The organism is Sphingomonas profundi, assembly GCF_009739515.1.
GTDB lineage: Bacteria > Pseudomonadota > Alphaproteobacteria > Sphingomonadales > Sphingomonadaceae > Alterirhizorhabdus > Alterirhizorhabdus profundi.
This window is the reverse complement of record NZ_CP046535.1, coordinates 418,823-431,367: the sequence shown is the minus strand read 5'-3', so window position 1 is coordinate 431,367 and position 12,545 is coordinate 418,823. Positions and strand designations below refer to the sequence as shown.

Annotated in this window: 12 protein-coding genes and 2 pseudogenes; 6 read left to right on the top strand and 8 right to left on the bottom strand. The window is 66.1% G+C overall.

Going from position 1 to position 12,545, the window contains the following annotated elements; translation table 11 throughout:
* Positions 1-3: 3 nt before the first annotated feature.
* The 3 genes from denD to otnK are packed head-to-tail and all read right to left on the bottom strand — an operon-like array spanning position 4 to position 2,914.
* Positions 4-978 carry a D-erythronate dehydrogenase gene (gene denD, locus GNT64_RS02030; RefSeq protein WP_156678002.1) on the bottom strand — a complete coding sequence of 325 codons (975 nt, stop codon included), beginning with the start codon at positions 976-978 and terminating at the stop codon, positions 4-6.
* Positions 979-995: 17 nt separating this feature from the next.
* Positions 996-1,655, bottom strand: a complete 660-nt coding sequence (gene otnC, locus GNT64_RS02025) for a 3-oxo-tetronate 4-phosphate decarboxylase (protein WP_156678001.1) — start codon at positions 1,653-1,655, stop codon at positions 996-998.
* A complete protein-coding gene (gene otnK / locus GNT64_RS02020; protein WP_156678000.1) occupies positions 1,652-2,914 on the bottom strand; it encodes a 3-oxo-tetronate kinase in 1,263 nt (420 codons plus the stop codon). Before otnK ends, otnC begins: the two co-directional genes overlap by 4 nt.
* Before the next feature lie 75 nt (positions 2,915-2,989).
* Between otnK and GNT64_RS02015 the strand changes: the two genes are divergently transcribed.
* Both GNT64_RS02015 and GNT64_RS02010 read left to right on the top strand, forming a co-directional pair.
* Positions 2,990-4,339 (top strand): MFS transporter, encoded by a 1,350-nt coding sequence (locus GNT64_RS02015; protein WP_231639186.1) that lies wholly within the window; start codon positions 2,990-2,992, stop codon positions 4,337-4,339.
* A 10-nt stretch (positions 4,340-4,349) separates the two neighbouring features.
* The gene (locus GNT64_RS02010; protein WP_197277240.1) at positions 4,350-5,414 is read left to right on the top strand and encodes a TolB-like translocation protein; all 1,065 of its coding nucleotides are present in this window, start codon (positions 4,350-4,352) and stop codon (positions 5,412-5,414) included.
* 87 nt (positions 5,415-5,501) lie between these two features.
* Here the strand turns inward: GNT64_RS02010 and GNT64_RS02005 are convergent, their stop codons facing one another.
* Positions 5,502-7,421 carry an alpha-amylase family protein gene (locus GNT64_RS02005; protein ID WP_231639184.1) on the bottom strand — a complete coding sequence of 640 codons (1,920 nt, stop codon included), beginning with the start codon at positions 7,419-7,421 and terminating at the stop codon, positions 5,502-5,504.
* Here GNT64_RS02005 and GNT64_RS21755 point away from each other — a divergent pair.
* Positions 7,311-7,712 (top strand): hypothetical protein, encoded by a 402-nt coding sequence (locus tag GNT64_RS21755; protein ID WP_231639624.1) that lies wholly within the window; start codon positions 7,311-7,313, stop codon positions 7,710-7,712. The genes GNT64_RS02005 and GNT64_RS21755 overlap by 111 nt on opposite strands.
* An 8-nt stretch (positions 7,713-7,720) precedes the next feature.
* Here the strand turns inward: GNT64_RS21755 and GNT64_RS02000 are convergent, their stop codons facing one another.
* The 4 genes from GNT64_RS02000 to GNT64_RS21480 form a co-directional block, all read right to left on the bottom strand.
* Positions 7,721-9,151: an MFS transporter gene (locus tag GNT64_RS02000; RefSeq protein ID WP_156677998.1), complete on the bottom strand. Its 1,431-nt coding sequence runs from the start codon at positions 9,149-9,151 to the stop codon at positions 7,721-7,723.
* Positions 9,148-9,561 (bottom strand): nuclear transport factor 2 family protein, encoded by a 414-nt coding sequence (locus GNT64_RS01995; protein WP_231639183.1) that lies wholly within the window; start codon positions 9,559-9,561, stop codon positions 9,148-9,150. The genes GNT64_RS02000 and GNT64_RS01995 overlap by 4 nt, the downstream gene beginning before the upstream one ends.
* A gap of 23 nt (positions 9,562-9,584) precedes the next feature.
* A complete protein-coding gene (locus GNT64_RS01990) occupies positions 9,585-10,562 on the bottom strand; it encodes a D-2-hydroxyacid dehydrogenase (RefSeq protein WP_197277238.1) in 978 nt (325 codons plus the stop codon).
* A gap of 70 nt (positions 10,563-10,632) precedes the next feature.
* A complete protein-coding gene (locus tag GNT64_RS21480) occupies positions 10,633-11,196 on the bottom strand; it encodes a hypothetical protein (RefSeq protein WP_197277450.1) in 564 nt (187 codons plus the stop codon).
* On the opposite strand from GNT64_RS21480, the pseudogene GNT64_RS01980 reads away from it, so the two are divergent.
* The 3 genes and pseudogenes from GNT64_RS01980 to GNT64_RS01970 all read left to right on the top strand — a co-directional run.
* Positions 11,098-11,699: pseudogene (locus GNT64_RS01980) on the top strand (cyclase family protein). The gene GNT64_RS21480 and the pseudogene GNT64_RS01980 sit on opposite strands and share 99 nt — an antisense overlap.
* A 142-nt stretch (positions 11,700-11,841) precedes the next feature.
* The gene (locus tag GNT64_RS01975; RefSeq protein WP_156677994.1) at positions 11,842-12,045 is read left to right on the top strand and encodes a hypothetical protein; all 204 of its coding nucleotides are present in this window, start codon (positions 11,842-11,844) and stop codon (positions 12,043-12,045) included.
* 144 nt (positions 12,046-12,189) lie between these two features.
* A pseudogene (locus tag GNT64_RS01970) lies at positions 12,190-12,444 on the top strand (transposase); the annotation flags it as partial.
* Positions 12,445-12,545: the final 101 nt, after the last annotated feature.

Below are 12,545 nucleotides of genomic sequence, written 5' to 3'. Positions count from 1 at the left end.
CACCTAGCCGTTCCGGGTGGCGGCCGGCAGGTCGTCCTCGACGAAGGCGCGCAGGATCGCGTGGAAATCCGCGTCTCCGGCGAAGCCCAGCGCGCGCGCGCGTTGGTCGTCCCACGCACGCGGCCAGCTGGCGACGATCCGCTCGATGGCCGGATCGGGCACCTGCCGGATCAGTCGCAGGATATCCGGCCCTTCCTGCCGCGCCAGCGCAGCGAGCATGTCGTCCACGGTCACGGAGATGCCCGGCAGGTTGACGACGCGATCCGTGCCGAGCGCTTCCGTCGGCATCTCACCGGCCCGCACCAGCGCCGCGACAGCCTGGCGCGGCGAGAGCAGCCAGAGCGTCGTCGAGAGGGGCACCGGGCATATCGCCGCCTCGCCGGCCATCGGCTCGCGGATGATGCCGCTGGCGAAGGAAGATGCCGCCTGGTTCGGCCTGCCCGGCCGCACGCTGATGGTAGGCAGCCGCAGCACCAGCCCATCGACGAAGCCGCGCCGGCTGTAATCCCGCAACAGCAGTTCGGCGACTGCCTTCTCCATTCCGTATGACGAGCGAGGATCGACCGAAGTGGCGTCGCCGATCATGGCGTCGTCCGTCACCGGCCCGAACACCGCGACCGAACTGGTGAAGATCACACGGGGGCAGCCGCCCGCCGCCCGCACGATGTCGAGCAGCAGGCGGGAGGCGTCGATGTTGACGCGAAGGCCGAGATCGAAATCGGCCTCCGCCTGCCCGCTGACCACGGCGGCCAGATGATAGATGATGTCGAAGTCCTGCCACACGACAGACGCGACGAAGGTGGCGTCGGCGATGTCGCCTACCGCCATCTCAACCCGCGCATCGCCCCAATCGGGCGCGGCGACGCGATCGACGAGCACCAGCCGGTCGATCGGACGACCATCGAGCCCGTCGCGCAGCAGGCGCCGGGCGAGTTTCAGGCCGAGAAAGCCGGCACCACCGGTGATCAATATGTCCATGCACAGCGCATCCTCGTTCAGCGATCGTTGGCCCGTCCGAACCGCGTTTCCAGATCGGCGATCTGTCCGGCGTCGAGGGGTCGCGTCGGCACGCCCCGCAGCAACAGGAAAAGCTTGGCCGATTCCTCCAGTTCCTCGATCGCGTTCATCGCCTGCCGCAGCGAAGCGCCGGCCACGATCGGCCCGTGATTGGCCAGCAGCACCGCCGGATGATCCACCGCGATGGCGGCGATCCGCCCGGCGAGCGAGCGATCGCCGGGCGGATGATAGGGGATCAGCGGCAGCCGCCCGATCTTCATCACCTGATAGGCGGTCAGCGGCGGCAGGCAGTCGCTCGCGTCCAGGCCGTCCATGCAGGAGACGGCAGCCGAATGGGTCGCGTGAAGATGCACGACACCCCGCGCGTGCGGGCGCGCCGCGTAGATCGCGCGGTGCAGGAATGCCTCCTTGGATGGCAAATCGCCCGACACATGCGCGCCCTCCGCCGTCACATGGGCGATCCGGTCCGGTTCCAGTCCGCCGAGGCTGGCGTCGGTCGGCGTCAACAGCATCGATCCGTCGTCCAGCAGAATGCTGAGATTGCCGCTGCTGCCGGTCGCCAGCCCGCGCTCGAACAGCGACCGGCCATGCCGCACGATTTCCGCCCGCGCCTGCGCGATCGGGTCGGCGCCGGTCATGGCAGCTGGTCCCAGGCTTTGATCATGAAGTCGTCGCTACCGAAATTGCCGGATTTCAGCGCGAGGAGGATAGGCGGCGCCGCGTCCCGCCGCCCGATCGTCCATGGCACGCCGGGATCGATCTCCGGCCCGATCGCGAGACTGGAGACGCCCAGCCGCTGAACGACGGCGCCGGATGTCTCTCCGCCCGCGACGATCAGCGCCTCGACGCCACGCGCGACCAGATGCGCCGCGATGTCCGACAGCAGCGACTCGATCAGCGCGCCGGCCTCTTCGCCTGCCTCGCGCGCAACCACCTCGTCCGGCGCGGCCGAGGAATAGATCAGGATCGGCGTCGCCGGATCCTGCGCGTCGATCCACGCGCAGGCGTCCCCTAATATCTCCTCACTCGACCGTCCGCCCCCAAACAGGATGCGAAGCGCGGGAAAGCGGTCAGCCATTGCCTTCACCTGGCGCCGGGTCGCCCGCGAGCAGCTCCCCGCGATCACGGCCCGGCCGCCGCGCACCGCCGGCATCGGCATCGAGGCCCGGCCCGCATCCCGCCCGACCATGGCCCGCGCGATCCCTGCTCCGAGACCTGACGCGCCGGACGAAAGCGACTGCGTCGCGCAATAGGCACCGAGCCGGTCGAGGTCGGCCACGTCGATCGCATCGGCGATGACCGCGCCGATGTCCGGCCCGAACGCCGACATCCGGCTCGCCGCGAGGCCAGCGCGCAGGTCGGCCAGCGGCAGATGCCCCACCTGCCCCCGCATCTGCGCCTGCAACACGCGCACGAGGTTCGAGTCCGTCATCGGATTGAGCGGATGATGCTCCATCCCACTCTCGTCGAGCAGCCGCTGCCCGACGAACAGGTGGCCCTGATAGACGGTGCGGCCCGTCGCCGGAAACGCCGGACAGGCGATCACCGCGCCGGCGCCCGTCGCCGCGCGCAGCGCCTCCAGCACCGGCCCGATATTGCCCTCGCGCGTCGAATCGAAGGTGGAGCAATATTTGAAGAAGATATGGGTGCAGCCCGCCACCCGCAGCCATTCGAGCGCCGCGAGCGAGAGAGACACCGCCTCCGCGGCAGGCGTGCTGCGCGATTTGAGCGAAATGACGATCGCATCGGCCTCCGCCACCTCGCCCGTCGGCACCCCGACCGTCTGGACGACGCGCATGCCCCGGCCCGCCAGTTCGTTCGCGAGATCGGACGCACCCGTCAGGTCATCGGCGATACATCCGAGCAATCCCATCGCCGTCCGTCCGCTCCTCGTCATTCCCCATAGCGCATCGCCTTGACACAATCTAGGTTGTCAGGCAACTGGACAACATAGTGAAGAGGGGGGAACCCGGTGGCTGACGGTCGCGCCGACGCGGAGACATGGTCGGAGGCCGACGACACGCGGCTGTTCCGCAAGGTTTCCCTGCGCCTGATTCCATTCCTGATGCTCTGCTATGCGGTCGCCTATCTGGATCGCGTCAACGTGGGTTTCGCCAAGCTCGGCATGTCGGAGGAGCTTGGCTTCGGCGAGGCGGCCTATGGCCTCGGCGCCGGCATCTTCTTCATCGGCTATTTCCTGTTCGAAGTGCCGAGCAACGCGATCCTTCACCGCGTCGGCGCGCGGATCTGGATCGCGCGGATCATGATAAGCTGGTCGGTCGTGTCGGCGTCCTGCGCGCTCGTGCAGGGACCGATTTCCTTCTATTGCGTGCGCTTCCTGCTCGGCATCGCCGAGGCGGGCTTCTTTCCCGGAATCATCCTTTATCTCACCTACTGGTTCCCCGCCGCCCGCCGGGGCCAGATCGTCGCTTTGTTCATGGTCGCGATTCCCTTGGCGGGCATGGTCGGCGGCCCGCTCTCCGGCTTCATCATGCAGAGCCTGGATGGCGCGCTCGGGTGGGGCGGTTGGCGCTGGATGTTCGTGATCGAGGCGGTGCCCGCCCTGCTGCTCGGCCTGATGATCCCGCTGATCCTGTCGTCGCGCGTCGAGGACGCGCGATGGCTCACGCCACGGGAGCGCGCGCGCGTCGCACATGTCGTCCGCACCGATATGCCGACGGACGCGACCTCGCACGCATCGCTGCGCGATCTCGTCTCGGATCCGCTGATCCTGCGGTTCGCGCTGATTTATTTCTGCTGCGTGATGGGCCAATATGGCGTGACCTTCTGGCTGCCCACGCTGGTGGCCGCCGCAGCCAAGGGCTCGACGATGCAGATCGGCCTATATTCCGCCCTGCCTTATGCGTGCGCGGTCGTCGCGATGGTCCTCGTGTGCCGCCACTCCGATCGCGTAGGTGAACGGCGCTGGCATCTCGCCATGCCGATGCTGCTCGGCGCGAGCGGCTTGATCGCTGCCCCGCTTCTGCAGGATCAGGTCTGGCTGTCGACGACGCTACTCTGCCTCGCGGCAGCCGCGACGCTGACGGCGACGCCGATGTTCTGGACGTTGCCGACTGCCACGCTGAGCGGCAGCGCGGCGGCGATCGGCATCGCGGCGATCAACTCGATCGGCAATCTCGCGGGCTTCGCCAGCCCGCTGCTGGTCGGCTGGATCAGCGATGCGACCGGATCAATCGAGGCGGGGATGATGCTGCTCGCGGGGCTGCTCATCGGCGGGGCGGCGCTGGTGCTCGCCATGAAGCGGCCACGCGACGCCGCGCCGGACGAATCTTCACGAGATGCCGTCATTCCAGAACTCTGAGGATACGACCATGATTGTCAAGCCTATCGCGATCGCCCTGTCCCTCTCGGCAATGAGCCTTCCGGCGTTGGCCGCGCCGCGTGGCGAACCGGTCACCGGCACCCTGCCGCTCGGCGACAAGCCGGGCAATCCGACCTATGAGATGCCGGCCAACCAGCGGCTCATCTCGCCGTTTGGCGAGCGGCCCGTCTTCTCGCCCGATGGTCGGAAGATCGCGTTCATCGGTAGATCCTATGGCGATGCGTTCGAATATGATTTCGCCACGGGGCGGGTGCGCAACCTGACCGGACACATGCCGCACCAGGGTTTCCTGCGCGTGCATTACCTGCATGACGGCAGCTTCATCCTCGCCGGGCCGCATGTGCCCGCCGCCACGCGTGAGGATACGCGCCTCAAGACGATCGAACTGTTCTGGCTCGATGCCGCCGCCACCCGCCCGCCGGTCCCGCTAAAGATGACCATCTTCGAGGGCGTCGCGACCAGCCGATCGAGCAACCGCATCGCCTGGACCGAGGTGCGGCCGCGCGGTGCGACCTGGGCGACGGCCGATTCGACCGTGCTGTTCACCGGGCGGGTCGCCGTATCGGACGGCAGCGCGACGATGTCCGACGTGCAGGAGGTGACGACCACCACAGACTGCCTCGTCGAGGCGCAGGATTTCCTGCCCGGCGAGAAGGGGCTCACCATGCCTTGCTATCGTTTCGGATCGAAGGCCGGTGGCCCCGTGACCGAGGTTGTCTCGGTGGATTTCGCGACGAAGAAGATCACCCGCTACCCCACCCCGCCGAACCTGTACGGCGAGGTCGAGGGCATCTTCCCGGATGGCAGGCGCACCCTGGTGGAGTGCAGCGGCGACCGCGCGGCCGGGATGGATCTTTGCGTGCTCGATCTGAAGCCGGCGAACCCTGCCTATACCCGACTGACCCACATCATGGACTATGGCCGGTGGAAATACGGCAATCCCGTCGTCAGCCCCGACGGTCGCACGATCGCGGCGCAGGTGGGATCCGCCGATGTGGTGGATGCCGGCGTGGGACAGGGGATCGTGCTGATCGACGTTCCCGAGGACTTCTGAAGGCGGCTTCCGCGTGTGTTGGTAAGACCGCGCGACGGGTCGTCGCCGCCAGGTAACGGCCGGGTGCGCCCGGCGGCGCGTGCAGGCTCAGCCGGTTTCGATCGAGAGCACTTCGAAGTAGCGCAGGGGCGGGAGCGGGAACCAGCTATAGCCATCGGCATCGGGCGCTCCCTTCGCAGCGATGGCCTCGCCCGAGACGAGAGCCCGCGCCGACGCGGACACGTCACGAACGCCGAGCCTCAAGCCGTGGATGTCCGCCGGCTCCTCGTAGCGCGTGTTGCGCTGGCCCGAATAGTTTATCACGTGGATCAGCAATCGCCCGGTATGTGCCTGACGCTGCACCGTGATCTCGACGGCGCCGCGTCCCGCAAGCTTCACCGGCCGTGCGGGCGCGAAGGCGGCGATCAGCGTCTCGAAGATCAGGCGATGATCGGGCAGGCCATCGCGATAATAATGCCATTCGGGCAGCCAGGGGAGATGGATCGAGGCGCCCTTCCCGTAGCGCCGCAGCAATGCGCCCGGCGTGGCGGGGCTCGGCGCGGCGGGCTCGGCATAGCTGAACTCTGGCGGCCCGAACGGTTGCACCGGTGCGGCCGGCAGTATGATCTCGGCTCCCGCCTTGGGCCGGGCCGGCCAATAATGGCCCGTCGCCGGGATCCGTGCGCCGAACGCCGGCGTCGCCTTCTCTCCGGCGAAGCTCCAGCCATGCGCATCGACCGGCGTTCCCAACCCCGCGACCGGCGAACTGCGCATCGGCATCGACGCACGACGGACCGCCGGTTCCTCATAGGCGCCGGTCTGGCCGGTTGCGATCAGCAGACCGCCATTCTCCACGAAGCGGTCCAGCGCCTCCGCCTCCGCCTCGCTCAGGATCGCGATGTCGGGGAGGAAGATCACATCGAACCTCGCAGACAGATCGCCCTGGCCGCTGCGGACGCGCGCATCGCTAACGAAGGCGAAGGGCAACCGTGCATCGACGAGCACGCTGTAGGCCCCATTGAACGTCCGCTCGGCCGTCATCGCGGATTCGGTCAGGCCGACCCACTGCTTGTTGAAGCCGGAGATATAGAGCCCGATGCGGCTGGCATCCTCAAGCCCTGCATAATAGCCGGCATTGCGACCGTACCACCGGAACAGCTCGCTCAACGGCGGCAGATAGCGAGGATCGTCCTGATCGGCGATCGTCCCCATCAGGTACAGGTCCAGCGACGATCCGGTCGCGAGTTGCTGCGCCATGCGCAGGAGGTGGCAGGCGGCCGTCTCCGTCACCTGCCGCCACGGATAGTCGATATGCGCGGCAGATGTGCTGGCGGTCGGCTGATCGGGGCGGGTGCTGCGCATCCACCGGCTCTGCTCGCCGGCCTGATACGCCCATTCGGGCGCGGCACGGTGCACGCGCCGCTGGGATTCGTAGCGGAACATGTCGTCGTCGGGGCGGATGCCGATCACGCCGGTCAGCGGCCGAATCCGGCGGATCGTTTCCCGGCTCTCGATAGCGAGTTCCTCGGCCGTGCGCTTCTGGAATTCAAGATATTCAGGCCAGTGCGGATCGGCCAGACCATCCACCGCTGGCAGCGACAGGCCGTACATGTCGCGAAAGCGACGCTGGCAGTTCTCGCACACGCACGCGCCCTGCGGCACGTTCGCATAGTCCTTGATCGGGTAGCCGGTCATGTTGAAGAACACGCCGTCCATCGCGTAGCGGGTCAGCCCCTCGCGCAATATCTCAAAGCCATATTCGCGCGCCCAGCCGCCATTCGGACACGCCTGATAGGTGCCCTCATAGGTGCGCGGCGCGCCCGAACGATCGCGCATGAACCAGTCTGGGTGCGCCGCATAGGCATCGCCCATGGCCTTGGAGAGATCGAAACGGCCGATATATGCGAGACCCCTAGCATGCGCCGCCTCGATCATCTCGCCGACGAAATCGCCGGCGAGATGCGGGTTCTTCCAGTGCAGCGCCAGATCCGTCGGATAGAAAGCGGCGATACCGCCGACGTTCGACACAATCGCAGTCGCACCGAAATCCGCGACCGCAGCGGCGATGTCTTGCGGCGCATGCCGAACATCGACGAGACGAAGATTGGTCTGGACGATCCGGAAGGGCGTCCTCCACCAGGCTTGGCGATCGAACACCGGTGGCGGAACGTCGGCCGCTCTTTCCGAGAAAACCCGTTCGCCGGTTATATTCGTGCTGGCCACATTCGCTCCAAGGGTCGACGCGGTCGACGGTGCCGCGCGTGTCTTTTTCTCTCCCCCGCGCGCGACGGCAACCGGCCCTTGCCGCGCTCCCACTAGATGGGATATCAGACGGTCGCCTCACCGCTTTCATCAAAGGTGAGTTGCAGCCGCTCCATCTTCCGGAACACCAGCCAGAATGCGATGACGGCCATGATCCCGTGGGCGCCGACGTAGAGCAGGGCTAGGTCAAAGGACTGGTAGCGGTCCACTAGAACGCCGATCATGATGCCCGTGACCACCGATCCGATCGCGCCGACCGCGTTCATCAAGCCGCCGACTGTCCCCACCAGACTCCTGGGGGCGGTGTCGGCCACGAGGATCCAGCCGCTGTTCGCCCAACCCTTGCCGAGGAAGAGCAGGAAAAGAAGCACCGCGATCGCCGTCGGAGAGGTCACGTAGGAGAGCAGGACCATCGTCGACGCGAGCAGATAGCCGACCGTCAGCGGCACTTTGCGCGAGAGCGCCATCGATCCCGTGCGGCGATAAAGGAAATCGATGACATAGCCGCCGCCGATCGCCGCCAGCGCCGCCGCAATGCCGCCGATCGACATGAACCAGCCGGCGTCGAGCACTGAAAAGTGATGCACGCGCGTAAGATAGATAGGCATCCAGCCGATCAGCATGCCGGCGATGGAGTTGCCGCAATATTGGCCGAAGAAGATTACCAGCATCGAGGGTTGTGAGAGCAGAAATTTCACTTCGGCCGTCTTCCGCGCCCAGTCGATCGGCTCCCGTCCGGGCGGCGCGCTTGCGGTCGCCAGCGCACCGCCCGCGACCATATAGTCGAATTCGCCTTGAGACAGCCTCGTGTCTCGCGCGGGCTCGTAATAGCCGATCACCCAGAACAACGCTGCGATCAGCCCGCCGACACCCATGATCCAGAACACGGCCTGCCAGTTATATTCCTGACAGATCCAGCCCATGAGCGGCGATACGGCGGCGGTGGTGATGTAGGTCGAGGAGTTCCAGATCGAAGTCGCGCGCCCGCGCTCCCGATCGGGAAACCAGGTGGCCAATATGCTCGCACCGCCCGGAGTGACGACCGCCTCTGCCGCGCCGACGACGAAGCGGGAGACCCAGAGGAAGCCGAACGCGCTGAAGATCATGCCCGCAAACCCGTTCACGAACGTGCCTGCCGACCAGACGACCAGCCCGAACAGGATCGCCACCTTGGCGCCGAGCCGATCGACGATCGCGCCGGCTGGTATCGCGAAGATGCCGTAGGCCAGCGCGAAGGCGGAGAAGACATAGCCCATCTGGGTGTTGGTGAGAGCGAACTCTTTGGCGATCAAAGGCGCCGTGATCGTCATCGTCGTGCGATCGGCCGCGGCGATGGCGTAGACGATGAAAATCATGGCCAGCATCAACCATCGCCGTTTCGGCAGGCCGCGCCGCCGCGCCGGCGCGCCGCCCCCCGCAGGATCGACAGGCGGCACGTCCACATCGTCGAGCGGTGGCACAACCGGCGGTGCGGACGATGACGGCTGTCCGGTCAAGCCTTGAAGACCGGACGGGGCCGAAGTTCGCGGATCAGCCAGACGCCCGCCACGCGCTCGAAGCGAAAGACGAGGTCGCCGATCATGGCGGCGGGCGAGAGCGGCGCGATGCCCTGCTCGTCGGGGCGGCCACGCAGCGGGACGAACAAGGCGGTGGCGTCGGCCTCGGTGTCCGATATCCGCGTCACCAGCACGTTGGTCACGATGTGCCTAGAGATGTCGCCCTCCGGCCGCTGGTTGAGCGACGCGAGGATCGCATCACGCCCCGCGCAGGGCACCCCGCCGCGCACCCAGACACCATCCTTGGTAAACAGCGCCACGGCGGCGTCATATCTGCCATGGTCCATCAGGCTGTAGCTGGCGATCGCGAGCCGCTCGCAGGCGACGGTGCATTCCAGATCATCGTTCATCGTCATGTCCCTCGGGAAGTGGATCAGTAGCCGGCCTGCTTGTCGACCACGTTCGTCAGCGGCTCTCCGCTCATCCAGCGCCCCAGATTGTCGCGGAAGATGAAGTAGCCGCGATCCTTCGTTGCCCGCGTGGTGGCGCCGTTGTGCGGCGTGACGATGGTGTTCCTGAGTGTCCAGAACGGGCTGTCGGCCGGCAGCGGCTCGACGCCATGCGCATCGAGGCCGGCGCCCGCGATCCATTGCTCGTCCACAGCCCGGTACAGCGCCGCATCATTGGCGATGCCCCCGCGAGAAAAGCAGACGTAGAAGGCGGTGGGCTTCATCGCGCGGAACTCCGCCTCGCCGAGCATGTCGACGGTCTCGGGCGTGTTCGGCGCCGTCACCACGACGAAATCGGCCTGGCCGAGCATCTCGTGCAGACGATCCCGCGTATAGATCTCGTCGAAGTTGTCCGTCGCCTGCACATTGCGCCGCAATCCCAGCGTGCGCATGTGAAACGCCTTGCACTTGAGCGCGAGATCCTGCCCCGAAAAGCCGGCGCCGATGATCGCAACGGTCGAACCGTTCAACTCGCCGTGGAAAAAAGGATCCCAGATACGACTGCGGTGGCCCTCGATCCAGCGCATCGCATTACGGTTCAGCATCATCATCAGCATCATCGCATGTTCGGCGAGCGGGATGGCGCCGTTGCCCTTGCTGCACGTCATGACCACCGGGCTCGCCACCATCTCCGGAAAAAGCTGATGATTCGGCCCCGCCGCCCAGCTGTGGAGCCACCGCAGCCGCGATGCGCGAGCCAGCCCGGCGGGCGTGATCGTCGCGGCGACGATGTCGGCATCGTCGATATCGGCCTCGACATCCGCATCACTCGCGAACACGCGAATGTTTGCGTCGGGCGCTATCGCGCGAAGCTCAGCGAGGCGAGGCTCGTCGAGATCCCCGGTGAGGAGAATATTGATGGGACGACACGCATCCATGCGAAGTACCTCCGGCAGCTGCAATGGCGGACTTACCACGACGCCGCTCGGGCTCGATCGACGACCGGACTACTTCCCGCATGATGGAATGGCTTTAAGCTTGAATCATGGCTTGAGCAGAGTTCGCCGAGAGGGGACCAACCGGGTGGTCCCTCAATTCCCGCCCGAACACACGCGTCCATTCGGCCGAGACGACAAGACCTCGTTGAGGATCGGGAACTCCGTCGAACCGCCGGATCTCACGATGTGGAGAACCGGTGACGCGAGCTTGGCGAGGGCGTAGTCGATCCCCCAGTCGGATGGTGCCATGATCGATCGTCTGTGCGGTGATATCGTGGCGCTGATGTCGGGAATGAAGTTGTACGAGCAGACGCGCCGATCGGTGCTTTACTCGCTTGCCGCCGCTCCCGCTGCCCTGGCAGGCGCTTCGCTCCAAGCGGCGCCGGTCGCGCCGATGGAAAGCGGGTTGGACATAAGGGGCATGCGGATCCGCGTCGTCGATCTCACCCACAAGCTGACGCGCGCCTTCAACTTCGATCAGCTCAAATCGCGCCTGACGATGGAAGCCGTGGAGGGTTCGGGCAAGGCGGTGGGCATGAACCTCCACCATCTGACAATGAACGAACATACCGGCACGCATATCGATGCGCGCCGCCATTCAGCGACACTGCGCGAAGTCTTGGTGAAATCCCGGTCGAGGATTTCGTCGTGCCGCTCGCGGTGGTCGACATCCGGGCGAAGGCGCGTACCGATCCGGACGCGGCGGTGGAGCCGGGCGATATCCTCGCGTGGGAGCGGCGCCACGGGCCGCTGCCGAAGGGATGTTGCGTCGCCTGCCTGTCCGGCGTCGATCCGGAGCGCGACTTCGTCAAGCGGATGAAGCTGCCGGACCATCCGTTCCCCGGCTTCTGGGCCGCCGCCGGGCTGCTGATCGAGCAGCGCGACGTCAGGGGTATAGCGGTCGACGGCATGTCGCTGAACACCGGGGCGAACAGCCCCGCCTCTCCCGTGCATCAGGCATGGCTGCGGAGCGGCCGGTGGGCGATCGAGGGGCTGGCCTCGCTCGACCGGATGCCGCCACGCGGCGCGACGCTGGTCGTGGGCGCGGCACCGATCGAAGGAGCGACGGGCATGCCGGTGCGGACGATCGCGTTGGTTTGAGGATCACGCGTTCAGCTCCGCCGGTAATCGGTCGGCCATATCGATGGAAGCCGAAAAAGGGAGGGAAATTCGATTTAGCGCCTTCGCAACGCTTATGGCACGGGTATCCGCCTGCTGGCGTCGAGCATGGCCACGACCGTGCATGCGCAGGGATGCGGCGCACGCCGTCGAGCGGATGCAGGCCAAGAGTTCGGACGCGACAGCGAGCAGCGAGACCAAGGCGCAGGAGGCGGGCGCCGATGCGGACACGCCGGATCTAGTGGTCATAGGCTCGCGTATCGTGCGCGACGGCTATTCCGCGCCGACCCAGCTGACTGTTCTGACCGCGACCCGCTGGATAATGTGACCCTTTTTAACCTGCCGGACGCGATCAACATCATGCCGCAATGCTTCAATTCGCGCGGCCAGGCGAGCGCTGACCAACTCCTGAGCTGCCCCCGTCCGAGTGGTCCATCGACTACAATAGTCTGGACCGCGAAAGGGACAACGAATGCCGAGCAAGAAGCACAAGCCGGAAAAGATTATTGGAAAGCTGCGTGAGGTCGAGATCGTGTTGGGCCAGGGCGGCACGACCGCGGAGGCGTGTCGGCGGATCGCGGTCAGCGAGCAGACCTATTATCGGTGGCGCAAGGAGTATTGTGGTCTGAAGACAGACCAGGCCCGCCGGATGAAGGATATGGAAAAGGAGAATCTGCGTCTCCGCCGGGCGATTTCCGACCTGACGCTCGACAAGCTGATCTTGCAGGTGTGAATCAGCGTGCAATGTTGACCCCGTTCGGGGCTGATCGGCGTGCAAAATTGACCCCCCTGAACTGAGCGGTTCACGCCCGGCGCTTTGCGCAGGAG